This is a genomic window from Nocardia sp. NPDC088792 (genome assembly GCF_044750615.1).
Taxonomy (GTDB): domain Bacteria; phylum Actinomycetota; class Actinomycetes; order Mycobacteriales; family Mycobacteriaceae; genus Nocardia.
Genome location: NZ_JBIVKC010000004.1, coordinates 727,960 through 752,210 on the forward strand (window position 1 = coordinate 727,960; position 24,251 = coordinate 752,210).

General features: G+C 68.3%; 21 protein-coding genes and 1 pseudogene. 10 read left to right on the forward strand and 12 right to left on the reverse strand.

Annotated features, from left to right (window positions below):
* Positions 1 to 16: 16 nt before the first annotated feature.
* From nusB to ACIP5Y_RS30140, 3 genes are read right to left on the reverse strand one after another with little or no spacing between them, the layout of a single operon-like run.
* Entirely contained in the window at positions 17 to 526 is a 510-nt protein-coding gene (nusB, locus tag ACIP5Y_RS30130; protein ID WP_400355138.1) for a transcription antitermination factor NusB, read from the reverse strand.
* A 20-nt stretch (positions 527 to 546) separates the two neighbouring features.
* Positions 547 to 1,110 (reverse strand): elongation factor P, encoded by a 564-nt coding sequence (efp, locus tag ACIP5Y_RS30135; RefSeq protein WP_400355140.1) that lies wholly within the window; start codon positions 1,108 to 1,110, stop codon positions 547 to 549.
* Positions 1,111 to 1,145: 35 nt separating this feature from the next.
* Complete coding sequence (locus ACIP5Y_RS30140; protein ID WP_400355142.1) at positions 1,146 to 2,270, reverse strand: M24 family metallopeptidase; 1,125 nt, start codon at positions 2,268 to 2,270, stop codon at positions 1,146 to 1,148.
* Between the two features lie 151 nt (positions 2,271 to 2,421).
* Between ACIP5Y_RS30140 and ACIP5Y_RS30145 the strand changes: the two genes are divergently transcribed.
* The 4 genes and pseudogenes from ACIP5Y_RS30145 to aroB all read left to right on the forward strand — a co-directional run bounded on the left by ACIP5Y_RS30145 (position 2,422) and on the right by aroB (position 7,201).
* Positions 2,422 to 3,033, forward strand: a complete 612-nt coding sequence (locus ACIP5Y_RS30145; RefSeq protein ID WP_400355143.1) for a prepilin peptidase — start codon at positions 2,422 to 2,424, stop codon at positions 3,031 to 3,033.
* Positions 3,034 to 3,094: 61 nt separating this feature from the next.
* A complete protein-coding gene (gene aroC / locus ACIP5Y_RS30150) occupies positions 3,095 to 4,303 on the forward strand; it encodes a chorismate synthase (protein ID WP_400355145.1) in 1,209 nt (402 codons plus the stop codon).
* Positions 4,304 to 4,653: 350 nt separating this feature from the next.
* A pseudogene (locus ACIP5Y_RS30155) lies at positions 4,654 to 5,160 on the forward strand (shikimate kinase); the annotation flags it as partial.
* A 922-nt stretch (positions 5,161 to 6,082) separates the two neighbouring features.
* Positions 6,083 to 7,201: a 3-dehydroquinate synthase gene (gene aroB / locus ACIP5Y_RS30160; RefSeq protein ID WP_400355147.1), complete on the forward strand. Its 1,119-nt coding sequence runs from the start codon at positions 6,083 to 6,085 to the stop codon at positions 7,199 to 7,201.
* 72 nt (positions 7,202 to 7,273) lie between these two features.
* Here the strand turns inward: aroB and ACIP5Y_RS30165 are convergent, their stop codons facing one another.
* Positions 7,274 to 7,780 carry a B-4DMT family transporter gene (locus ACIP5Y_RS30165; protein WP_400355149.1) on the reverse strand — a complete coding sequence of 169 codons (507 nt, stop codon included), beginning with the start codon at positions 7,778 to 7,780 and terminating at the stop codon, positions 7,274 to 7,276.
* 183 nt (positions 7,781 to 7,963) lie between these two features.
* On the opposite strand from ACIP5Y_RS30165, the gene ACIP5Y_RS30170 reads away from it, so the two are divergent.
* Both ACIP5Y_RS30170 and ACIP5Y_RS30175 read left to right on the forward strand, forming a co-directional pair.
* A complete protein-coding gene (locus ACIP5Y_RS30170; protein ID WP_400355151.1) occupies positions 7,964 to 8,581 on the forward strand; it encodes a helix-turn-helix transcriptional regulator in 618 nt (205 codons plus the stop codon).
* A 13-nt stretch (positions 8,582 to 8,594) separates the two neighbouring features.
* Entirely contained in the window at positions 8,595 to 9,047 is a 453-nt protein-coding gene (locus tag ACIP5Y_RS30175; RefSeq protein WP_400355152.1) for a DUF3291 domain-containing protein, read from the forward strand.
* Between the two features lie 18 nt (positions 9,048 to 9,065).
* Here ACIP5Y_RS30175 and ACIP5Y_RS30180 read toward each other — a convergent pair whose 3' ends face one another.
* From ACIP5Y_RS30180 to alaS, 4 genes are all read right to left on the reverse strand, one after another.
* Positions 9,066 to 9,875 carry a shikimate dehydrogenase gene (locus ACIP5Y_RS30180; RefSeq protein WP_400355868.1) on the reverse strand — a complete coding sequence of 270 codons (810 nt, stop codon included), beginning with the start codon at positions 9,873 to 9,875 and terminating at the stop codon, positions 9,066 to 9,068.
* Positions 9,876 to 9,912: 37 nt separating this feature from the next.
* Positions 9,913 to 11,394 carry an endolytic transglycosylase MltG gene (mltG, locus tag ACIP5Y_RS30185; RefSeq protein WP_400355154.1) on the reverse strand — a complete coding sequence of 494 codons (1,482 nt, stop codon included), beginning with the start codon at positions 11,392 to 11,394 and terminating at the stop codon, positions 9,913 to 9,915.
* Entirely contained in the window at positions 11,391 to 11,873 is a 483-nt protein-coding gene (gene ruvX, locus ACIP5Y_RS30190) for a Holliday junction resolvase RuvX (protein ID WP_400355870.1), read from the reverse strand. Before ruvX ends, mltG begins: the two co-directional genes overlap by 4 nt.
* Positions 11,874 to 12,052: 179 nt before the next feature.
* Positions 12,053 to 14,719 carry an alanine--tRNA ligase gene (gene alaS / locus ACIP5Y_RS30195; RefSeq protein WP_400355156.1) on the reverse strand — a complete coding sequence of 889 codons (2,667 nt, stop codon included), beginning with the start codon at positions 14,717 to 14,719 and terminating at the stop codon, positions 12,053 to 12,055.
* A 71-nt stretch (positions 14,720 to 14,790) separates the two neighbouring features.
* Between alaS and ACIP5Y_RS30200 the strand changes: the two genes are divergently transcribed.
* A complete protein-coding gene (locus tag ACIP5Y_RS30200; protein ID WP_400355158.1) occupies positions 14,791 to 15,450 on the forward strand; it encodes a CatB-related O-acetyltransferase in 660 nt (219 codons plus the stop codon).
* A 134-nt stretch (positions 15,451 to 15,584) separates the two neighbouring features.
* Here ACIP5Y_RS30200 and ACIP5Y_RS30205 read toward each other — a convergent pair whose 3' ends face one another.
* Together ACIP5Y_RS30205 and ACIP5Y_RS30210 are read right to left on the reverse strand one after the other, a co-directional pair.
* Positions 15,585 to 16,943, reverse strand: a complete 1,359-nt coding sequence (locus ACIP5Y_RS30205; protein WP_400355160.1) for a replication-associated recombination protein A — start codon at positions 16,941 to 16,943, stop codon at positions 15,585 to 15,587.
* A 122-nt stretch (positions 16,944 to 17,065) separates the two neighbouring features.
* Positions 17,066 to 18,235: a phosphotransferase family protein gene (locus ACIP5Y_RS30210; RefSeq protein ID WP_400355162.1), complete on the reverse strand. Its 1,170-nt coding sequence runs from the start codon at positions 18,233 to 18,235 to the stop codon at positions 17,066 to 17,068.
* 196 nt (positions 18,236 to 18,431) lie between these two features.
* Here ACIP5Y_RS30210 and ACIP5Y_RS30215 point away from each other — a divergent pair, with 196 nt between their 5' ends.
* Entirely contained in the window at positions 18,432 to 19,580 is a 1,149-nt protein-coding gene (locus tag ACIP5Y_RS30215; RefSeq protein ID WP_400355164.1) for a hypothetical protein, read from the forward strand.
* Positions 19,581 to 19,601: 21 nt separating this feature from the next.
* On the opposite strand, the gene ACIP5Y_RS30220 is transcribed toward ACIP5Y_RS30215, so the two are convergent.
* A complete protein-coding gene (locus tag ACIP5Y_RS30220) occupies positions 19,602 to 20,561 on the reverse strand; it encodes a DUF389 domain-containing protein (RefSeq protein ID WP_400355165.1) in 960 nt (319 codons plus the stop codon).
* A 73-nt stretch (positions 20,562 to 20,634) separates the two neighbouring features.
* On the reverse strand, positions 20,635 to 22,428 hold the full coding sequence (aspS, locus tag ACIP5Y_RS30225) for an aspartate--tRNA ligase (RefSeq protein WP_400355167.1): 1,794 nt from the start codon (positions 22,426 to 22,428) through the stop codon (positions 20,635 to 20,637).
* A 120-nt stretch (positions 22,429 to 22,548) separates the two neighbouring features.
* Here aspS and ACIP5Y_RS30230 point away from each other — a divergent pair, with 120 nt between their 5' ends.
* On the forward strand, positions 22,549 to 23,469 hold the full coding sequence (locus tag ACIP5Y_RS30230) for a neutral zinc metallopeptidase (protein ID WP_400355169.1): 921 nt from the start codon (positions 22,549 to 22,551) through the stop codon (positions 23,467 to 23,469).
* Positions 23,470 to 23,644: 175 nt separating this feature from the next.
* The gene (locus ACIP5Y_RS30235; protein ID WP_400355171.1) at positions 23,645 to 24,244 is read left to right on the forward strand and encodes a hypothetical protein; all 600 of its coding nucleotides are present in this window, start codon (positions 23,645 to 23,647) and stop codon (positions 24,242 to 24,244) included.
* Positions 24,245 to 24,251 lie beyond the last annotated feature (7 nt).

The window sequence follows — 24,251 nt, forward strand, 5'->3', positions numbered from 1 at the left end:
GCGCACTCCTTCTCGCTTACTTCTCGTCGTCCGCGCGGTCGGACACGCGGGTCGCGGCCGCGGCGGCCCGGACCTGCGGTGCCACCTGAACCACCTGGCCCAGCACACCGTTCACGAACGAGGGGGAATCATCGGTGGACAGCTCCTTGGCGAGCTCCACCGCTTCGTCGACGGCCACCACCGGCGGAACGTCGTTGGCGTGGAACAACTCCCACACCGCGACCCGCAGAATGGCGCGATCCACGGCGGGCAGCCGCGACAGCGTCCAATCCTGCAGGTAGGACTCGATGGTGCCGTCCACCCGGTCCAGATCGTCGGCGACGCCTTCGACCAGGACCCGGGTGTAGGGATTCACCGGAGCGACCGATTCGTCACGCACCGACAGCGAGACCCGCTCCGACAGCAGCTCCGCGGGATCGATATCCCGGGCCTCCGCCTCGAAGAGCAGGTCCACCGCACGGCGCCGCGCTTTGTGCCGCGCACCAAGCTTCTTGAAATTCGACTTCTTGTCCACCGGCTCGGCCACGGTCACCATTATCCGTCGCGTCAGGAGTTGACGCGGCTGATGTAGGAACCGTCGCGGGTGTCGATGCGCAGCTTGTCACCCTGGTTGATGAACAGCGGCACCTGCACCTCCGCGCCGGTCTCCACGGTGGCGGGCTTGGTGCCGGCCGACGAGCGGTCGCCCTGCAGGCCCGGCTCGGTGTGGGTGACGATCACGTCGATGGCGACGGGGAGCTCGACGAACAGCGCCTCACCCTCGTGCATCGCGATCTGGACCTGCATGTTCTCCAGCAGGAAGCCCGCATTGCGGCCGAGCGTGGTCTCACCCAGGTGAATCTGGTCGTAGGTGTCCCCATCCATGAAGATGAAGTCCTCACCATCGTTGTACAGGTAGGTCATATCGCGACGGTCGACGGTCGCGGTCTCGACCTTGACACCGGCGTTGAAGGTCTTGTCGACGACCTTGCCGGAGACGACGTTCTTCAGCTTGGTGCGCACGAAGGCGGGACCCTTACCCGGCTTCACGTGCTGGAACTCGACGATCTGCTGCAGCTGATTGTCGATCTTCAGCACAAGGCCGTTCTTGAAGTCGCTGGTGTCCGCCACTGTTCTCGGATCTCCTACTAGGTCGGCAACCGGCGTCAGTCGACGACGGTCAGGTCTTTGCTGGTGCGGGTGAGCAGTTCCGGGCCCCCCTTGCGAACCACGAGCGTATCCTCGATCCGGACTCCGCCGCGGCCGGGGAAATACACACCTGGCTCGACGGTCACCGCCACGCCATCAAGCAGTGTACCTGTGCCCGTTTTGGCGAGTCCGGGCGCTTCATGGATCTGCAGGCCGACCCCGTGGCCGAGGCCGTGCACGAACAGTTCGCCGTAACCGGCCGCTTCGATCACCGAACGGGATGCGGCATCGACCGCCTTGGTGGAGACGCCGGGCTTCAGGGCCTCGCGGCCCGCCTGCTGTGAGGCGTAGACCAGGTCGTAGACCTCGCGCTGCCAGTCGTCGGGCTTGCCCAGGACGAAGGTGCGGGTCATATCGGAGTGGTAGCCGTCCACGGTGGCGCCGAAGTCGAGCTTCACGAAATCGCCGGCCGCCAGCACCGAATCGGTCGGACGGTGGTGCGGGACGGCCGAATTCGCGCCCGTGGCCACGATGGTCTCGAAAGAGACAGCGTCCGAGCCGTGCTCGAACATGAGCCACTCCAGTTCGCGGGCCACCTCGCGCTCGCTGCGGCCCGGGCGCAGGCCGCCGCTGTTGAGCAGGGCGGCGAGCGCCTCGTCGGCGGCGTCGCAGGCCGCGCGCAGGCGGCCGACCTCGTATTCGTCCTTGACCATGCGCAACTGTTCGACCAGACCGTGGACCGGGACCAGGTCCAGGCCGGTGGCCAGGGATTCGAAACCGCGATGCTGTTCGAAGGTGACCACGTGGCTCTCGAAACCGACGCGACCGGTCTGCCACTCCCCCGCGATCTCGATCACGCGGCGCGCGCTGGCGCGATTGATCTCCGCGCGCAGATCCGGGACCTGCTCGCCGACCTGGGTGATGTAGCGGCCGTCGGTGCAGATGAGGGTGCGGTGTTCGCTGCTGTCCCAGGCATACACCAGCAACGCGGCGTTCGAACCGGTGAATCCGGTCAGGTAGCGGATATTGATCAGATCCGTCACCAGCAGGGCGTCGACGCGGTTCTCCACCAGCAGGTCCCGCAGGGAGGCCCGGCGCAACGCGTAGTTGGGGCGCCGGACCGGATCGTGATCAGCAGACATGTGTCAAAGCTACCGCCGACACGCCGCAACACCGACACGCAACACGTCAATGGGGTGGGATACGGAACGCTGGATGTTCACATGCCAAGGGGTTCTCCACAATTCGCGATCACGACGCCCACGGGGGTTCCGGATGCGCGACCCTCGAATCATGAACCTGCCCGCAATCCTCCTGCTTACCGTGTGGGGTGCCGTACTGAGCGGTTTCGATTTGCGCTGGCAGCGGCTACCGAACGCACTCACACTCCCCGGCGCTGGCGCAATACTCATCTACGCCGCGGCAACCGATCGATTCACCACCGCGGCAGCCGGCGGCCTACTCCTCGCCACTCCATATCTGCTGGTCCACGTGTGCGCTCCGGACGCGCTCGGCGCGGGCGATGTGAAACTCGCACTCGGTCTAGGGGCCGCGACGGCCATGAGCGGACCGCAGACTTGGGTCTGGGCAGCACTCGCCGCACCCCTGCTGACGGCAATCGCGGGAATCGGCCGGATGCTCGCGGAGTCCCGGCCGTCTCCTCTGGTCCTGGCCTCGGGCACCCGGCCCGACCGGCGGGTGGATTCGCGCTGGCAGCGCCTGCTGTGCGCGATCGCGTCGCCGGCATCGCGGGCCGGATCCCGGTCCGGGCGGATGCTGTTCTCCGGCGCGCGGGAACGGCATTCGGCCGTGCGGGTTCACCGGTCATCGGTCGGGGGCGGCAGGCTCGCGCACGGGCCCGCGATGTGCGTGGCGAGTGTGGTTGCGCTGCTTGCGGCGCGCTGACATCGGGGCGTGGTCAGGGCGCGTGTCCGGGCGCCGGTCTTCCCATGGAAAGATGTAACCCGTGTTGCGCTGGATAACTGCCGGAGAATCCCATGGCCCTGCTCTCGTCGCCATCCTCGAGGGGATGGTGGCCGGTGTCGAGGTCACCTCTGCCGACATTGCCACGCAGTTGGCGCGACGCCGCCTCGGGTACGGCCGCGGCGCGCGCATGAAGTTCGAGGCCGACGTGGTCACCATGGTCGGCGGCGTGCGGCACGGGCGCACCATGGGCGGCCCGGTCGCCATCGAGGTCGCGAACTCGGAGTGGCCCAAGTGGACCGAGGTCATGTCCGCCGATCCGGTCGACGAGGCCGAGCTCGCGGAGATGGCCCGCAATGCGCCGCTCACCCGGCCGCGGCCGGGGCATGCCGACTACTCGGGCATGCTCAAGTACGGCTTCGACGATGCGCGTCCGGTGCTGGAACGCGCCAGTGCGCGGGAGACCGCCGCCCGCGTGGCGGCGGGCACGCTCGCCCGGAACTTCCTGCGGCAGGCGCTGGGCGTCGAGGTGATCTCGCATGTGGTGTCCATCGGCACCGCGGCCAACACCACCGGTGTGGTGCCGACCGGCACGGATCTGGCCGCCATCGACGAGTCGCCCGTGCGCGCGTTCGACAAGGACGCCGAGGCGGCCATGATCGCCGAGATCGAGGCGGCCAAGAAGGACGGCGATACCCTCGGCGGTGTGGTCGAGGTCGTCATCGAGGGGCTGCCGGTCGGGCTGGGCTCGTTCACTTCCGGTGAGGCGCGCCTGGATTCGAGACTGGCCGCCGCGCTCATGGGCATTCAGGCCATCAAGGGTGTCGAGGTCGGTGACGGGTTCGAGACCGCGCGCCGCCGCGGCAGCCAGGCCCACGACGAGATGAAGCCCGGCCCAGACGGGGTGCTGCGCTCCACCAACCGCGCCGGCGGCCTCGAGGGCGGCATGACCAATGGCGAGCCGCTGCGCGTGCGCGCCGCCATGAAGCCCATCTCCACCGTCCCGCGCGCCCTGTCCACCGTCGATATGTCCACCGGCAGTGAGGCAGTCGCCATCCACCAGCGCTCCGACGTCTGCGCCGTCCCCGCGGCCGGCGTGGTCGCCGAGGCCATGGTCGCCCTGGTCGTGGCCCAGGCCGTCCTCGAAAAGTTCGGCGGCGACTCCCTCCCCGAAACCGTCGACAACATCAATGCCTACGTGAAGCGGATCAACGCGCGCCCGCACATTCCGTCGGGCAACGCACCCCGGTGACCGCTGACAACACCCCCGAAACCGGCGCCCCCGAACCCCTCTCGACCGACCGGCCCGACACCGAGCCCGCCGACACCGACCAACTACGGGTCGCGCACCCCACACCCGATCGGACCGCGGCCGGTGCCCCCGGTTCGGACAGATCGGAAGGTGGTGCGACCGAACGCATCCCGGCCAACACGACGGTCAGCGCCGAAGCCGCAGCCGTAGCCGAAACAGCTACGGCCGAGCAGGCCGCCAGGGCGGACGCAGCCGAAGAGGTTGTCGCCGTGCCGGATTCGGGTGATGAGTTAACCGACGAGGCGGAGTCTGGCGACACGGTAGCCGACGAAGCAGAGCCGGGCGAAGCGGTGGTCGGCGAGGCACTGAGTGTGGTGCTCGTGGGGCCGCCAGGGGCCGGGAAGTCGACCATCGGGCGGAAGCTGGCTCGGGAACTCGGGCTGGAGCTGTTCGATACCGATGCGGGGATCGAGGAGCGGACCGGGCGGAGTATTCCGGAGATTTTCGCCGAGGACGGGGAACCGGAGTTCCGGCGGATCGAAGAGGAAGTCGTACGGGAGGCCGTGGTCGCCGGGCGCGGGATCGTATCGCTCGGGGGCGGATCGGTGTTGTCGGGCGCCACGCGCGCGTTGCTGCGCGGGCGGACCGTCGTATACCTGGAAATCAGTGTGGGCGAAGGACTTCGGCGGACCGGGGCCGGCACCAATCGGCCGCTGCTGGCGGGCGATGATCCGGCCAAGAAGTATCGCGAGCTCATGAAGATCCGCCGCCCCCTCTACCGCGAGGTGGCGAGCGTGCGCGTCCGCACCGACGGCCGCAGCCCGGGCCGCGTGGTCCGCATGATCATGGCCAAACTCGGCGTGGAATCGGTGATCCAGCACGAGGATCCAACCCCCGTGACCACGGCCGCCGAACAGCCCGCCACCAGCAAGTCCCGCTCGCGCCGTCGGCGGCGCCGGGGCCGCGGCGATCGCGCGGGAGCAACCCTGATGCCGAAGTCGCCTGCCGCCGAATCCGATTCGGCCTCACTCGGTGCGGGCGAAGCCGCAGGAACCAGCGACCCGGCCTCCGGCGACGCCCCGAAACGCGCCCGCCGCAACCGCCGTTCCCGCCGGCGCGGCCGCGGCACGCAGGCGACGGCCAACGGCATTACCGCAGCCGCTGCCGCGCCCGCCACAAATGGCACCGCCGCGGACCACGAGGACTCGAAACACGGTACCGGCGGCGACTCCCCAGCCGCGATGACGGCAAGCTCCGCCACTGCATCATCCGGTGGCCGATCGCGCCGCCGCCGCGCCTCCCGATCCGCCGGTAGCCCAACAGCTTCCGCGAACGGGCAGAGCACCACACAGTCCACAACGCCGACTCCGCAATCCGCGTCGGCGAACACCGATTCGACTACAAGCGGTAACTCCGCGTCGGCGAGCACGGACTCGTCCACGCGCGGTAACTCCGCGTCGACGCCTGCGGCACAACCGGATTCGCCGACGGCAGGCGTGCCCGCGGCGCCCGGCGCCGGTCGCTCGCGCCGGGCCCGCGCTCGTCGCGCCAAGGCCCGTGCCCGCGACCAGTCCCCCGAGAACGGCGGAGATACGTCGTCCGTACCGGCCGCCAATGCTCGGGCGGAGGCGGAGTCGTGATGTCCGCCCGCACCGATAAACCTGCCCCGAGTGCGCTCGTTCGGGCCCCGGCGGCTGTTCCGAGTTTGTTCGAATTCGTCCTTGCCGGGCGGGGAGTCGCTTCCCTGCCGGTGGCGGGGCCTGTCCTGGAGGAGTGCTGATGAGCGAGCCGACGCGTATCGAGGTGCGGACGGCTGATCCGTATCCGGTGATCATCGGTCGTGGGCTGCTGGGGGATCTGGTTACCGAGGTGACCGGGCGGTCCGGGGTGCGGACGGTGGCGATCTTCTATCAGCCGCCGCTGGCGGAGACGGCCGAGGTGGTGCGGAAGGCGCTGGCGGACAGTGGCGTCGATGCGCATCGGATCGAGATTCCGGATGCGGAGGCCGGTAAGGATCTGCAGGTTGCCGGGTTCTGCTGGGAGGTGCTGGGGCGGATCGGACTGACCCGCAAGGATGTGATCATCAGTCTGGGTGGTGGCGCGGCCACCGATCTGGCGGGCTTCGTGGCCGCTACCTGGATGCGCGGGGTGAGCATCGTGCATGTGCCGACCACGCTGCTGGCCATGGTGGATGCGGCGGTCGGCGGGAAGACCGGGATCAATACCGAGGCGGGCAAGAACCTGGTCGGCTGCTTCCACGAGCCGGCCGCGGTCATGGTGGATCTGGCGACGCTGGAGACGGTGCCGCGCAATGAGATCGTGGCCGGCATGGCCGAGATCATCAAGGCCGGTTTCATCGCCGATCCGGTGATCCTGGACCTCGTGGAGCAGGATCCGCAGGCCGCGCTCGACCCGACCGGTGAGGTGCTGCCGGAACTGATCCGCCGCGCCGTTCAGGTGAAGGCCGATGTGGTGGCCGCCGACCTGAAGGAATCGAGCCTGCGCGAAATCCTCAACTACGGCCACACTCTCGCCCACGCCATCGAGCGCCGCGAGCGCTACCGCTGGCGGCACGGCGCGGCCGTCTCGGTGGGCCTGGTGTTCGCCGCCGAATTGGGCCGCCTGGCAGGGCGTCTCGACGATGCCACCGCCGACCGGCACCGCGCCATCCTCGAGAGCATCGGCCTGCCCACCAGCTACGACGCCGACGCGCTGCCGCAGCTGCTGGATTCCATGCAGACGGACAAGAAGACCCAGTCCGGCGTCCTGCGCTTCGTGGTCCTGGACGGTCTGGCCAAGCCCGGTCGCTTGGAGGGCCCGGACCCGAGCCTGCTGGCGGCCGCTTACTCGGCCGTCGCCCGCGAGGACAAGCCCGGCGGCGGCGCGATCCTGCTGTAACCGGCCGGACCGAACGAAAAACCCCGCGCCGCAAGCGATATGCGGCGCGGGGTTTCGTTTATGTCCGTGGCGTCAGACGCCGGCGGGCTCCGGGCTGACGGGCTCCGGATCCGGGGTGACCGATTCGGCCGGGGCGCCCGCGCCGCCGTTCTTCTTGTGCTCGCGTCCGGTCAGCCAGCGGCCCGCCGCCACGCCGATCACGCCGGGCACGAAGATGAGCAGCACGATGAACGAGGCACCCGCGGTGAGCTCGAACAGCAGCCCGTTGTCGCCGAGGTCGAACTTGGGCAGGAAGTCGAGCAGCCAGGCGACGAGCCCGCTGCCGAGTCCGCCCGCGATGGCCGCCTTCAGCCAGCGCATGGTGAGATCGGTGCCGTGCTCGGGATCCGGATGGGCGCGGCGGTCGGCGCGACCGTCCAGGTAACCCCACGCGACAATGGCCACGACCAGCACGATCAGGCAGAGCGGCCGCATCCAGCCGCCGTTGGTCGGCCAGTACACCATGGCGAAGCCGAGCAGGGTCCGCAGCACTACGGTCAGTGCTCCCAGGCCCACGGCGCGTAACACCCACGCATTCATGACGAACACCTTAACCTGCGCGGCCACGAAGCCGAATCGAATGAATTGAAACTTGTTCCAGAACTCTAGCGGCAGCGATCCCGCGTGGCGCACCGGGGCGCGACCGTCCGGGCCGAAACCCCGACACGCTGCTGGAAAACCCTGCCACGCTGATGGAAAGGCCACGCTGCTAGAAAGGCAATTGTGGACATCGAAGCCGTCGCCCTGCTGCAGGATCCGGTCCGCCGGCGTCTCTACGACTATGTAGCGGCCGCGGATCACGATGTCAGCCGGGACGAGGCCGCCGAGGCCGCGGATATCAAACGCCCGCTAGCCGCCTTCCACCTGGACAAGCTCGCGGAGGCGGGCCTGCTGGACGCGGTGTTCCGCCGCCCGGAGGGCCGCAATGGCCCGGGCGCGGGACGGCCCGCCAAGTTCTATCGCCGCGCCGACGCGGAATTCGCGGTCACCGTGCCCGCCCGCGACTATCGCACCGTCGCAACGGTTCTCGCGGAGGCCACGGAGTACGCGGGCCTGGAGGACGCCATCGCGAAGGCCGCGGCGGCGCACGGCCCGGCGGTCGCGGATCGCGATCTGGTGGAGGTGCTGCGCGAGCGCGGCTACGAGCCGTATCTCGACGAGGGCGTGATTCGCCTGCGCAACTGCCCTTTTCACCGGCTGGCTGTGGATTTTCCGCCGCTGGTGTGCGGTATGAACCTGGCGCTGCTGACCGGCCCGGCCGCGGAGGCGGGCTGGACCGCGCGAATGGATCCGGATCCGGGCCGATGCTGCATAAGTTTCTCTAAAATCAACGATGATTAGTTATAGTCCAGGTATGCACCTCGCACAGATCAATATCGGCCGACTGGTCGCTCCCGAAGGCGACCCGCGAGTCGCCGACTTCTATGCCGGATTGGACGAGATCAACGCCCTGGCCGAAGCCTCCCCCGGCTTCGTCTGGCGGCTGATCGACGGAGACACCAACAACGCGACCTCCCTGCGCCCGTTCGAGGGCGACCCGGACATGCTGATCAATATCAGCGTCTGGGAGTCACGAGATGCCCTGTTCGACTACGTGTATCGCAGCGCCCATATGGACTTCCTGCGCCGCAGAAGGGAATTCTTCCTGCCGATGGGCGAGGTGTTCACCGCGCTGTGGTGGATTCCGGAGGGCCACACACCGGGCATCGAGGAGTCGATCGAACGCCTGGAGCATCTGCGCGAGCACGGACCGACGCCGTACGCGTTCACCTTCCGTAGTGCCTTCGAGCCGCAGCCGGCCGTCTAGACCGGCCGCGGCGAGACGTCACTCCCGCAGGGCGGCAGCCATTTCCGCGCGCGGGGCGGGCTTGCCGGTGAACTGCTCCACCTGGCCGTAGGCCTGGTTCAGCAGCATTTCGAGACCACTGATGACGGTGTGCCCGGCGCGCTGCACGGCCTCGGCGAGCGGCGTGGGCCACGGGTTGTAGATGGCGTCGAGCACCACCGGGGCAAGTGCCACGGCCTCGGCGACCGCGGCGGCGCCGGCCGCCGGGACAGTGCTGACGACGGCGTCGACCTCGGAGCACACGAAGGTGAGCCCATCCGGGTCGAAGTCGATCACTTCGGCCGAAAGCCCCAGGCGCTCGGCCAGTTCCAGGGTGTCGGCGGCGCGTCCCCGGTCGCGGGCGACGATGGTGACGGTGTGGGCGCCGAGTTCGGCGAGGGCGAGCAGCGCCGGTCGTGCGGTGCCGCCCGCGCCGAGCACGACGGCCCGCGACACCTCGTCGACTCCCCCGCCCTGCAGTGCGCCCCGGACGCCGTCGACGTCGGTGCAGTCCGCGCGCCAGCCGTTTTCGGTGCGTACCAGGGTGTTGGCCGAACCGACCAGTTCGGCCCGGTCGGTCTTCTCCGCGGCATATTCGAGCGCCGCGACCTTGCCCGGCATGGTCACCGACAGCCCGACCCATTCGGGCCCGAAACCATCCACCAGACCGGGCAGTTGCTCAGCAGTGCATTCGATCCGCTCGTACGACCAATCCAGCCCGAGCGCCCGGTAGGCCGCCAGATGCAGTTGCGGCGACCGCGAATGCGAGATCGGGCTGCCCAGCACCGCGGCCCGGCGCTCACCGCCCACTGCGGCTTGCCGCTCACCGGCCGTTGCGGCTCGCCGCTCACCGCCCACTGTCGAGAATTCCACTCTGCCTGGCCTTTTCAATATTCTTCAGATGCTCTTGATAGTTGTCGGTGAACAGCGTGGTGCCCTGCTTGTCCACCGTCACGAAGTACAGCCACGGCCCCGGCGCCGGCGCCTCCATGGCGCGCATGGCATCCAGTGACGGCGCCGAGATCGGCGTGGCGGGCAGCCCGGTCATGGCGTAGGTATTCCACGGCGTCTGCTTGGCCCGGTCCGCGTCCGTGGTCGCGACCTCGGTGCTCGGCAGGGTGTAGTTGACCGTCGAATCGAACTCCAGCTTCTGATTCGCCTTGAGCCGGTTCAGGATCACGCGCGCCACCTTGGACATGTCCTGCGGCAACGCTTCCCGCTCCACCAGCGACGCGCCGATGAGCGTCTCGTACGGGGCGAGGCCGTTGGCATTGCCCGACTGCAGCAGACCGGTCGCCTCGTAACTCTGCGCGCTCGCGGTGACCAGCTGCTTGAGAATGTCCGTCGCGCTGGCACTGGGATCGAAATCCCAGGTGCCACCGGCGATCAGCCCCTCCAGCTGCCGGGTCCGATCCGGCACCGTGCGCACCCGATCGAGGGCCCACGCCGGCACGCCCAGCGCCGCCGGATCGGTATTCGCGCCCGCGGCGTCGAGCTGTTCGTAGGTCACGCATTTCGCGTTCGAACCGGTGCCGACACAGCTCGCGTCGGCGATCTTGCGGTAGATGCCGTCCTTGCGCGCATTGGTGCTCGCATCGGTGGAATCGTGCAGCTGCCGGCCCTCGGAGATGACCACATTGCCGACCCGCGCGTCCTTGCTGAACAAGGCGGACACGGCCTCGGAACCCTTGCTGTGCGTGGGAATCGCGTAATAGCCGGGCTGCAGCGAATTCATATTGTCATTGCGCACGGCCGCCTCGTAGAAGGCGCCGGTGCTCTCGACGACGCCCTTGTCGTGCATGGTCTGCGCGATCTGGGTCGAGGTGTCGCCGGACTTGACCTGCACCACCACCAGCGGGCCCTGCGGGCCGGAGAAGTCGGCGGGCGGATTCCACTTGCCCATGAACTTCCAGCCCGCGAAACCCACGGCGCCCAGGAACAATATGGCGAACACGCCGGCGATCACCAGCAGGTTCCGGCGGCGGCGCTTGCGCTCGGCGGCCTTGCGGGAGGCCATGCGGGAACGCCGCGGCCGCTGCCCGCCCGAGCCACGGGAGCCGCGGGTGCCGGAAGACGGCTTGCCGCGACGGGATTCGGCGCGCGTGGGCTGGCGGCGCCCGACGCGTTCGGGGGTGCGCTGCGGGGGACTGCGGCGCGGAGGTTCGGGTTCGAGGAGGGGTTCCTCGTCGTCCTCGGCCTCATCCTCGTAGCGGGGGATGACGGTGGTGTCGTCCTCGTAGTCGTCGTCCCACTCGAGGTCGTCGCGGCGGTACCGCCGTTCCGCGTTCTGCCGGTAACGTTCCTCGGCTCGCGTCCAGCGGTCGGTCATGCTTCGTCACCGCGTGGCTTCAAAAGCGAACTCCGTTCGTCCAACCAACCTTGCAGGATCGACACGGCCGCCGCCTGATCGATGACCTGCCGCTGTCCGCGGGCGCGAACTCCACTGTCCCGCAACGCTCGTGCAGCAGACACCGTAGTCAAACGTTCGTCGGAAAGTCGCACCGGAACCGGAGCGATCAGGCTCCGCAAACGTCCCGCGAAGGTGGCCGCCAGCTTAGCTGAAGAGCCACTTTCCCCGCGTAAGGTGCGCGGCAAGCCGACGATCACTTCGACTGCTTCATACTCCCGCACAATCTCGGCAATTCGGGCCAAATCCGGCGCGAGAGCGCCCGGCGCGACCTTTTTCGCGCGTGGCACCGTCTCCACCGGAGTGGCGAGAATCCCGTCCGGGTCACTGGACGCGACACCGATGCGGACCGTGCCCACATCGATCGCGATGCGACGGCCCCGGCCCGGATCATGTTCCAGGCTCGGCCGCTCGGCGGCCTCCCGGCCCCGCGCCGAGTGCGGACGCTCGAAGCCGTCCGCACTCCGCCCCCCGGGGGTCGCTGCGGCCGCAGCCCCTCCGGGCTCGAAGCCGTCCGCCACGGCGGGAATCCGGGCGCTATCGTCGGCGCCCGGCGTGTCCGATGGTTCGGAACTAGCCATCAGCCGGCGAGCTCGGCCACCCGTGCCCGCAGCGCAGCCAGCCCGGCCTCGATCCCCGACGGATCCGAACCCGCGCCCTGCGCCATCTCCGGCTTGCCGCCGCCGCGGCCGGCAATGCTCGGACCGAAGGCGCCGACCAGGTCACCGGCCTTGAGACCGAGATCCTGCGCGCCCTTGGTGAGAGCCACCACGAACGGCACCTTGCCGTCGGCATTGCCGAGCAGCGCCACCACGGCGGGCTCGGAACCGAAGCGGCCCTTGATGTCCTGCACCAGCGTGCGCAGATCACCCGCGCCCACGCCCTCGGGCGCGGCGGCGGCCACCAGCAGCACCTTGCCGACCCGCTGGGCCTGGTCCACGAAGGCACCCGCATTCGACAGCACGGCGGCCATCTTGGTGCGCTCCAGCTCCTTCTCGGCGACCTTGAGCCGCTCGACCAGCTGCTCCACCCGGCCCGGGACCTCGTCCGAGGGCACCTTCAGCGAGGAGGCGATACCGGCCAGCAGCGCACGCTCCTTGGCCAGGTACTTGTAGGAGTCCAGGCCGACAAAGGCTTCCACGCGCCGCACACCCGAACCGACCGACGACTCACCGAGCACGGTGATCGGGCCGATCTGCGAGGAGTGCCGCACATGCGTGCCACCGCACAACTCCATGGAGAACGGCCCGCCGATCTCCACGACCCGCACCTCGTCGCCGTAGTTCTCGCCGAACAGCGCCATGGCGCCCATCTTCTTGGCCGAGGACAGGTCGGTGACGAAGGTGTTCACCGGGAAGTCGTCGGCCACAGCGTCATTGGAGACAGCCTCGATATCGGCCTTCTGCTGCTCGGACAGCTGGCCCTGCCAGTTGAAGTCGAAACGCAGGTAGCCCGGCTTGTTCAGCGATCCGGCCTGAACCGCGTTGGGGCCCAGCACCTGTCGCAGCGCGGCATGCACCATATGGGTGCCCGAGTGACCCTGGGTCGAGCCACGCCGCCATGCCGGATCCACGCTGGCGAGCACGGTGTCGCCCTCGGTGAGCTGACCGGCCTCGACGGTGGACTTGTGCACCCACACCTTCTTGGCGATCTTCTGCACATCGTTGACGTGCAGCTTCGCGCCGTGCGAGGAGGAAATGGCGCCGCGGTCGGCGATCTGGCCACCGGACTCGGCGTAGAGCGGGCTGCGGTCCAGGATGACCTCGACGTCCTGCCCGGCCTCCGCGACCGGCACCCGCACGCCGTCCTTGATCAGGGCGAGAACGGTTGCCTCGGTGGCCAGTTCGTCGAAGCCGGTGAACTCGGTCGCGCCGCGGTCCACGAATTCCTTGTAGACGGTGAGGTCGGCGTGCGCGTGCTTACGCGACAGCGCGTCCTCCTTGGCCCGCTTGCGCTGCTCGGCCATGAGCGAGCGGAAGCCGGCCTCGTCGACCTGCAGACCGGCCTCGGCGGCCATCTCCAGGGTCAGGTCGATCGGGAAACCGTAGGTGTCGTGCAGCGTGAACGCGTCGGTGCCGCTGATCTTCTTGCTGCCCTGGGACTTCACCTCGTCGACGGTCTCGTCGAACAGCTTGGTGCCGGTGCTCAGGGTCTTGAGGAACGCGGATTCCTCACCGACGGCGACGGTTTCGATGCGCTTGAAGTCGGTGGCCAGCTCGGGGTACGAGGGGGCCATCAGCTCGCTGACGACCTTGATGAACTCACCCATCACCGGCTTCTCCGCGCCCAGCAGGCGCGCCGAGCGGACGATGCGGCGCAGCAGGCGGCGCAGCACGTAGCCGCGGCCGTCATTACCGGGGTTCACACCGTCGGCGATGAGCATGGCGGCGGTGCGGGCGTGGTCGGCGATGACGCGGAAGCGCACATCGTCGGTGTGCTCGACACCGTAGGAGCGGCCGGTCAGTTCCTCGGCCTTGTCGATGATCGGGCGCAGCAGGTCGGTCTCGTAGACATTGTCGACGCCCTGCAGCAGGAACGCGACACGCTCGACGCCCATGCCGGTGTCGATGTTCTTCTTGGGCAGCGGGCCGAGGATCTCGAAGTCGTCCTTGCCGCGCCCTTCCCCGCGCTCGTTCTGCATGAACACGAGGTTCCAGATTTCGAGGTAGCGGTCCTCGTCGGCCTCCGGGCCGCCCTCGACGCCGTATTCGGGGCCGCGGTCGAAGTAGATCTCCGAGCACGGGCCGCAGGGGCCGGGGATGCCCATGGACCAGTAGTTGTCGGCCATGCCGCGGCGCTGGATGCGCTCGGCGGGTACGCCCAGATCGAGCCAGATGCGCTCGGCCTCGTCGTCGTCGAGATAGACGGTGGCCCACAGGCGTTCCGGATCGAAGCCGAAGCCGCCGTCCTCCACGCTGGAGGTCAGCAGGGTCCAGGCGTGGGTGATGGCCTCGCGCTTGAAGTAGTCGCCGAAGGAGAAGTTGCCCGCCATCTGGAAGAAGGTGTTGTGGCGGGTGGTGATGCCGACGTTCTCGATATCGCCGGTGCGCACGCACTTCTGCACGCTGGTCGCGGTATCGAAGGGCGGGGTCTGCTGACCGAGGAAATACGGCACGAACTGGACCATGCCTGCGTTGACGAACAGCAGGTTGGGGTCGGCCAGGATGAGCGAGGCACTGGGTACCTCGGTATGTCCCGCCTTTACGAAATGCTCCAGGAAGCGCCGTCGAATCTCGTGGGTCTGCACAACTATCCAGCCTACCGGTCCGGGTCCAGGGCGTTTCCACCCACCACCTGGCGATAGCTACCCTCGGCGGAGTGACTGTGATCCCCGACCCATCCCAGCGCTTCCCGCTCCCCCACGCACACCGGACCGTCTTCCTGAAACCGCATGTCACCTCGGCCAACATCGAGGTCGGCGACTACACCTACTTCGACGACCCGGACCGCCCGACGGCCTTCGAGACCGAGAACGTGCTGTACGCCTTCGGCCCGGAGAAGCTGATCATCGGCAAATACTGCGCCATCGCCGCCGGGACCCGCTTCATCATGGCCGGGGCCAATCACCCGACCGCGGGCGTGTCGACCTTCCCGTTCACCATCTTCGGCGGCACCTGGGCCGAGCAGACCATGGACATCATCACGTCCATCCCGTCCAAGGGCGACACGGTCGTGGGCAATGACGTGTGGTTCGGCTACCACACTCTGATCATGCCGGGCGTCCGCATCGGCGACGGCGCGATCATCGCCACCGGCGCGGTCGTCACCGGCGACGTTCCGCCCTACACGATCGTCGGCGGCAACCCGGCGCAGCCGGTGAAGCAGCGCTACGCCGACGAGGACGTGGACCGTCTGCTGCGCGCGGCGTGGTGGGACTGGCCGGTGGAGCTGGTGACCGACAACGTCCGGGCCATCATGGCCGGGACTCCTGCCGACATCGAGAAAATCGCGCGCGACAACGGCCTGTTCCGCGGGTAGAAATCGGTCGAATCGGTAGTATCAGTAACACTCTCAACTGGACGAACGCCGAAAAGCTTGCACTCGATGCACTCTCGCGTCGAGTGCATCTCGGCGTTACATGCTTTCGCGCAGAGGCTGTCGGAGTGAGGGTTTCATTTTCCCCGCACGATACGGCGGAGTTTGGTTACCCGCGGTCCGACTTCGCGCTCGTAACCGTGGTCGGTGGGCTGGTAGTAGTCGACGCCGACCAGCTCGTCCGGTGGATATTGCTGGGCGAGAACGCCGTCCGGGTGATCGTGGGGGTACTTGTAGCCCTGGGCATTGCCGAGTCCGGCCGCGCCCGCGTAGTGACCGTCGCGTAGGTGCGGCGGGACGGCGCCGGCCTTGCCCGCGGAGATATCGGACATGGCGGCGCCGAGCGCCTTCACCACACCGCCCGATTTGGGGGCGGTGGCGATGTGGATCGTGGCCTGGGTCAGCGCCAGCTGGGCTTCGGGCAGGCCGACCAGCTGGACGACCTGGGCCGCGGCGACGGCGGTCTGCAAGGCCATCGGGTCGGCCATGCCGACCTCCTCGCTGGCCTGGATCATCAAGCGGCGGGCGATGAATCGCGGATCCTCGCCGGCGCTGAGCATGCGAGCCAGATAGTGCAGGGCCGCATCCACATCCGAGCCGCGCAGGGATTTGATGAAGGCACTGATCACGTCGTAGTGCTGATCACCCGCGCGGTCGTAGCGCACGGCGGCCTTGTCCACGCTGGCCTCGACCAGTTCCACGCCGACCGTACCGTCGAGGGAGGATTCGGCCGAGGCCTCCAGCGCGGTCAGCGAACGACGGGCATCGCCGCCCGCGATGCGCACGATGTGGTCGATGGCCGCATCGCTGACGGTGTACTCCCCCGCCAGGCCGCGCGGATCGTCGATGGCCCGCTGCAGGACGGTGCGAATGTCGTCTTCCGACAAGGACTTCAGCTGCAGGACCAGTGACCGCGAGAGCAGTGGCGACACCACCGAGAACGACGGGTTCTCCGTGGTCGCCGCGACCAGCAGCACGATGCGATTCTCGACGGCGGCGAGCAGTGCGTCCTGCTGCGTCTTCGAGAACCGGTGCACCTCATCGATGAACAGGACGGTCTGCTCGCCCACGGTGAGCCGGCGACGCGCGAGATCGATCACCCCGCGCACTTCCTTCACCCCCGCCGACAGCGCGGACAGCGCCTCGAAGCGACGCCCGGTGGCCTGGGAAAGCAGCGAAGCCAGGGTCGTCTTACCGGTGCCGGGCGGCCCGTACAACAGCACGGACGCGGCGCCCGACCCCTCGATCAGGCGGCGTAGCGGCGATCCAGGACCGAGTAGATGCTGCTGGCCGACGACCTCGTCGAGATTGCGCGGCCGCATGCGCACGGCCAGCGGCGCGAAGCGATCGTCGCGGCTCGACGGGCGCGGCACGCTCGTCTCGAAATCTTCGGATACGGCCTCCACCCCCGGCGCCGCGAACAACCCATCACTCACCACAGAGACCCTACCGACGAACACCGACACAACGAGACATACGGCAGGTCAGCGCGGCTGCGAGCAATACGGCGAAGGCCGAAGTCCGGTCGGTGACCAGGCTCCCGCCCTCGCCGTAGCGCCTATTCCTCCCAGTGCTCTTCCAGCGTGGCCGACACGTGCTCGGCGAAGTCGCCCAGCGTGTCGTCGCCGGTGCAGCGCGCGTCCTCGGCCAGTGCGGCCCAGCGGTTGATCAGCGCCGCGGACCGCGGGATGGAGAGCCCGTGTTCGCGGGCGGCCGCGATGCGGGCGTGGTCGGCGGGCAGGAACCAGTAAGTGGACAGCCACACCCAGATGAGCCGGGCCTCGAGAATGCGTTCGGCCAGCACATCGTCGTCGGCGAGGGCGGGCCACACCGCGACCACTTCGGATCGCCAGGCCTCGACCATCTGCCGGGCGCGTTCGCGGGAGAGCTCGAAGTCGCACAGGCAGCCGGGGAAGGAGACCAGCGCGTACGCGATATCGAGGGTCGCGTCGCGGAAGCCACCCCACTCGTAGTCGAGGAACCGCGCGCCCTCCTCGTTGAGGATGACATTGTCGGGGCACAGGTCGGACGGGCTGAAGGCGCGATAGCGGCCCGCGGAGAACAGCCGGTTGCCGCGCACGATGCGCTCGGCGATCTCGCCCGGCACTTCGATGCCGAGTTCGTGTTCCAGCATGACGGGCACCTCGGCGACCGCGGATTCGGCCTGCTGGGCAATGCCGTCCACCCGGTGTACGACGTCGACGCGGCGTAGCAGTGCCACGAAGTCGGCCTCGCGGCCGACGGTCGCGGCGTGCATCCGGCCCAGCGCTTGCGCGAAGGCCATGAGCGAGTTGCGCCCGGCGGGTTCCGATCCGGACTGCAGTACCGCGGTGAGTGACGTGTTCTCACCGAGGTCGCTGAGGATCAGCAGGCGCTCGGGCAGGCTGTAGCCGAGTAGGTACGCGCCGGGCCGATGGTCACGGCCCAGTGCGGTGGTGAACTGGTACGACACCGCTTCCCGGAGGAAGGCGGAGTCGATGCTGGCGACGCCGGGTGCCATGCCGCCAGTGCGTCGCTGCGTCGCGTTCCCGGCAACCTGCTTCACAATGAGGGTGCGCGGAAGTGAAAAAGCGTTCTCCGCAACGCGGACACGTAGGACCGTCGTTCTACCACTGCCGCTGAGTTCCATAGGATCACTCAGCTTTACCGGAGCACCCATTCGCTTTGTGAGCAACTGTTGTGCCGCGGACACGACTTCGGCGGCGCGTTCGGCCAATAGTGCGGTCATCGGAACCCAAGGTACTCCCGCCAGGTCACTTTCAGCGAGCGGTTGCGCAACCTTTCGCGCGTCGGTCGGCGTGTCTTTGTGAAGGGTTTGCCCACACCGCGCTGGTTGCTTGACACAACCAAGGTGGTCTAGTTGGGTTCGTATTCAACTGCTGTGCGCCACACCGTAAACCGGGAAATGTGAAAGGCTTGTGACCATGACTGGCACGCCGCCCTCAGCACCGAACGAACCCTTCGGCGACCCGTCCGGCGAGGGGGAAGGCGAGCAGTATACGAGTCACGCGAGCGGACGACAGCACCCGGAAGCCGGACAATTCACCGGCGCACCGGATCCCACCGGCGGCCACGGCCGGCACGAAATGCCCGGCCTCTCCGGCTATCCGCAGTTCGGTGGACTCGGCGCGGCGCAATACGGCAGCGAACCGGTCGAACCCCCGCCGCCGCTGCCCGCACAGCCGGGCGCGCCGGTGCAGGTTCCCGGATATGCGCAGGCAGGTGCCGTGCCACCGGGTTATCCGACACAGCAGGGCATGCCGCCGCAGGGCCCGCCGCCCGCCGGTTACCAGGGCGCCGGCGGCTTTCCGCCACCCGGCAACACCCCGCCCGGCGGCTATCCGGTGGCGGGCGGCACTCAGCCCGGCGGCTTCGCACCGCCCGGAACCATGCCCCCGGCGAGCACCGCACCCGCCCCCACGGGCCAGCTGCCCGCCTACGACTACCCGCGCGAGAAACTGAATGTCGGCGCCGCGCTGGCCTACGGCTGGGACAAGTTCCGGCTCAACCCGCTTCCGTGGGTGGGCATGGTGCTGATCGGCCTGGTCGCCTGGCTGGTGGTGACGCTGCTGGTGAATATCGTTGATGTGCAGTCGTTGTCCGCGGTGTTGCTGCTGTTCGCGGTGGCCTCGCTGCTGGTGTGGCTGCTGCAGGCCGCCATGATCCGGGGCGCGCTGTATGAAACCGATGGGACACCACCGGATTTCCCGGCCTTCTTCGGTTTCGTGAACGCCGGCAATGTGCTTCTCACCGCGCTCATCGTGTTCGTGGTGTGCCTGGTGGCCTCGTTCGCATGTCTCTTCCCCGCGATCATCGTCGGTGTGTTGTGCATGTTCGCACTGAATTTCGTGATCGACCAGGATCAGAATCCGCTCGAGGCGATCAAATCCAGTGTGCTGCTGGTGGTCCGCAATGCCCTGCAGGTATCGCTGCTGGCCTTGGCGGTATTCGTGATGACGTTCTTCGGCGTGCTGCTGTGCGGCCTGGGTCTGCTGGTGGCCGGTCCGGTCACGGCCATCGCGATCACCTACGCCTACCGCACGCTCACCGGCCGGCTGGTCGTCCCGGTCTGATCGACCCGATTCCGGTTCCGCTCAAGCGGTATCGCTCAGCCACCATCGGTTGAGCCGGCTCAATGTGCCGCCGCCCGGACGATGCCGGGGCCGCAGCCACAGCACGAGCACGCCCGCGGCCACGATCCCGACCATGTTCACCGCGAGCTGCCCGAGGGACATGGCGGCCTTGTGCCAGGACCCGACCTCGGCGGCCACCACCGCGAATCCGGCCGCCGGGATGGTGGTGACCGAGATGAAGACGCCCACCAGCGCAGCCGATTTCGGGGTCATGGTGGCGAGCATGCCGGCCGCACCGGCCAATAGCGCCACCACCACCGAGAACGGCCCGACCTTGTAGATGAAGTCGACGTTCTGCAGATTCTCGACGCCGGCGGCGGTGACCCAGCCCAGTTTCCGGAACAGCCAGGTGGCGAACCAGGCCACGGTCATGGCCACCGGGAACCCGACCAGCAGCGCCAGCGCGGAACGCGCGGCGAGCCGATAATCCTTGCGCACCAAGGCGACCGCGGTCCCGGCGAGCGGCCCGTACTCGGGCCCGACCACCATCGCGCCGACGATCGTGACCGAGGAGTCGGTGGCCACACCCACCACGGCGAGCAGGCACGCGATGATGATGAAGGCGAGGAACGAAGGCGTCAGGGTGGAGGCCTCACCGGTCTGTGCGACCAGTTCCTGCCACACCACCGAATCCGCGCCGCGGTCCGGCGCTTTCTCGGCGGCGACCTCGGCGGCATCGGAGAGCAGCGTGCCGACATCCTCGAGTGCGATGCCGCCCGTGCGTACGACGCCCAAGTCGCGCAGCGCATTCAGGACATCGTCGGCGGATTCGCGGGCGAGCACGCACTCCAGGAGGTCACCCGCCGGTTCCACCGCGGCGCCGCGCTGGACCGTGACCAGGGTGGCGCCGGGGTCGGCGCGCAGCAGGTCCAGCGCGGTGTCGGTGATGTCGGCGGGGCAGACGGCCCGGACATGCAGCACCCGTAACCACCTCGTATCGGCGGGTTTCCGGTATCGGCCGATACCGGCGGGTGCAGCCTATCCGGGCGTCCGGTTACTTCCCGGCTTCCTTGATGGGGTTGCCGTCCGCGTCGAGCTTGACGTCCAGGCCCGCTTCCTTGCGCTGCTGCGGCGTGATGCCGGCGGGCGCGTCGGTGAGCGGGTCGACGCCGCCGCCCGACTTCGGGAAGGCGATGACCTCGCGGATGGAGTCGACGCCGGCGAGCAGCGCGGTGATGCGGTCCCAGCCGAAGGCGATGCCGCCCATGGGCGGAGCGCCGAAGGAGAAGGCGTCGAGCAGGAAGCCGAACTTCTCCTGCGCCTCGTCGTGGCCGATGCCCATCACCTTGAACACGCGTTCCTGCACGTCGCGGCGGTGGATACGGATGGAGCCGCCGCCGATTTCATTGCCGTTGCAGACGATGTCGTAGGCGTAGGCCAGTGCGGAGCCCGGGTCGGTGTCGAAGGTGGCCAGGTGCTCCGGCTTCGGCGAGGTGAAGGCGTGGTGCACGGCGGTCCAGGCCGAATGGCCAAGGGCCACATCGCCGCTGGCGGTGGCGTCGGCGGCGGGTTCGAACATGGGCGCGTCCACGATCCACACGAAGGCCCAGGCGTTCTCGTCGATGAGGTTGCACTTGCGGGCGATCTCACCGCGGGCCGCGCCGAGGATGGCGCGGCCGGCCTTCTCGTCGCCGGCGGCGAAGAAGACGCAGTCGCCGGGCTCGGCGCCGACGAACTTGGCCAGGCCCTCGCGCTCGGCGTCGGTCAGGTTCTTGGCGACCGGACCGCCGAGGGTGCCGTCCTCCTGCACGAGAACGTAGGCGAGGCCCTTGGAGCCGCGCTGCTTCGCCCAGTCCTGCCATGCGTCGAGCTGGCGGCGCGGCTGCGAGGCGCCGCCCGGCATGACGACCGCACCGACATAGGGAGACTGGAACACCCGGAACGGGGTGTCCTTGAAGTACTCCTTCATTTCGGTGATCTCGATGCCGAAGCGCAGGTCGGGCTTGTCGGAACCGAAGCGGCGCATGGCATCCGCGTAGGTCATGTGCGGGATGGGGGTCGTGATCTCGTAGCCGACCAGCTTCCACAGCGCGGCGAGGATGTCCTCGGCGAGCAGGATCACATCTTCCTGCTCGACGAAGCTCATCTCGATGTCGAGCTGGGTGAACTCGGGCTGGCGGTCGGCGCGGAAGTCCTCGTCGCGGTAGCAGCGCGCGATCTGGTAGTAGCGCTCGATGCCGCCGACCATGAGCAGCTGCTTGAACAGCTGCGGGGACTGCGGCAGCGCGTAGAACTTGCCGGGCTGCAGGCGCGCGGGCACCAGGAAGTCGCGGGCGCCTTCCGGGGTGGACCGGGTCATGGTCGGGGTTTCCACCTCGACGAAGGCGTGCTCGGCGAGCACGGCGCGCGCGGCGGCATTGACCTTGGACCGCAGCCGGATGGCGTGGCCCGGGCCTTCGCGGCGCAGGTCCAGGTAGCGGTACTTGAGGCGGGCCTCTTCACCGGGTTCGTCGTCGAGCTGGAAGGGCAGCGGCGCGGCCTCGTTGAGCACCTCGAGCTCGGTGACGTTGACCTCGATCCGGCCCGTCGGCAGATTCGGGTTCCCGCTGCCCTCCGGGCGGTCCTCGACCACTCCGGTGACCTTCACACAGAACTCGTTACGCAGCTTGTGGGCCTGTTCCGCGGGCACGCCCTCCCGGAAGACGGCCTGCGAAACACCCGACGCATCGCGCAGATCGATGAAGATCACGCCACCGTGGTCTCGCCGACGAGCCACCCATCCGGTGAGGGTGACGGTCTGACCGGCGTGCTCGCTTCGCAGCGAACCAGCCAAGTGGGTGCGCAGCACGGGATTCCTTTCGACGGGCTCGAAACACCGGCAGAGTCGGCCGAGTGCGGAACCCATCGTAGTGAGACACGTCCGGCGAGTGAAAACGGATATCCGCCGGACCATGCCAAAGTAGACGCCATGACCTTCAACGAGGGCCTGCAAATCGACCCGGACCGGGTGCAAAGCGGCGGCGGACCGGGCAGGGGCGGCGGTTTGGTCCTCGGCGGCGGTGCGATCGGTCTCATCGCGGTGGTGGTGACGCTGCTGCTCGGCGGCGACCCGGGGAGCGTGCTCGGGCAGTTCACCGGAGCGGACGCCAAGTCCGAAGGCGAGACCGCGGCCACGCCCGCGCACTGCAAGACGGGTGCGGATGCCAACAAGTACGTCGACTGCCGCGTGGTGCTGACCGTCCAGAGTCTCGACAATGTGTGGGGCACCGAACTGTCCAAGCAGACCTCGACCCGCTATGCGGCGCCCAAGGTGCGGCTGTTCTCGGGCGCGGTCAACACCGGCTGCGGTCAGGCGTCCTCGGCGGTCGGTCCCTTCTATTGCCCGGCCGACCGCACCGCGTATTTCGATACCAGCTTCTTCCAGGAGCTGGTGGATCGTTTCGGTTCCAGCGGTGGACCGCTGGCGCAGGAGTATGTGGTGGCGCACGAGTTCGGCCATCACATCCAGAACCTGCTCGGCGATATCAATCGCGCCCAGCGTGATCCACGCGGTCCGCAGTCCGGCGCGGTGCGCACCGAACTCCAGGCCGACTGCTATGCGGGTGTCTGGGCGTACTACGCGGACAAGCTGCCCGCGCCGGGTAGCAATCAGCCGTTCCTGAAGCCGTTGACCGACAACGATGTCCGCGATGCGCTCTCCGCGGCGGCCGCGGTCGGTGACGATCGGATCCAGAAGGCCTCGACGGGCCGGGTCAATCCCGAGGCCTGGACGCACGGTTCGTCGGAGGAACGGCAGAAGTGGTTCCTCGCCGGATATAAGACCGGTCAGGTCAAGGCCTGCGACACCTATTCCGCCACCGATCTGAACAACCCGCCCGCGCTGCGCTGACAAGTTCTTCCACCGCAGGTCGCACGGATTCCGCCCGCCCGCAAGCGTTTTCTCGCGCGTGTGGGATCGCTCGCACCTGGGCGGAGTTCGGCGTGCCGTTGCGCGGGTCGCGGCGCGGACCCGGCAGAATCACCGGCGGCGAGCGGCTGCTCGCAGGGTGATTCGGAGGGTAGCGATGCAAAGAGTCGGTGCGGCAAGCTCATTCGAGACGGTACGGGGTGAGCTGTGGCGCGGCTGCCGGATCGCGGCGACGACCCTGCTGACCGCCGCAATGCTCACCGGCGCAACCGGTTTCGCCACCGCCGATCCGGTACCGGGCGCGCCGCCCGCGCCTGCGCCGGCCCCCGCACCGGCGCCTGGGCCCGCACCTGCTCCCGCCCCTTCGGCGGCCTTGTTCACCCTGACCGCCATGCCCGCGGGTTGGCAGACGCGCACGGATCTGCATCCCGCTCTGGAGATCCAGTCGGACGGCCATGCCACGAAATGGCCGGGCGACGGTGCGACGCAGCCGCTGAACGGCACGATTCCGCAGGACGTGCTGGGCGCCGCCACCGCGGAGGTCCGGCAGCTGGCCCTGGTGGATATGGGCATGCCCACGGTGGTCGACAAGAGCACGTCCATCATCGATTTCATGCCGCAGCCCCCGGATCAGGATGCGCACGTCATCGTCTACGCGCCCGAGCTGACCGATGGCCTCACCGATGACCAGAAGGCGTCCCGCAAGCGCTTCACGGATCTGTTCCAGCGCCTGCTGAACGCCTTCGTCCAGGGTTAGTTCCGGC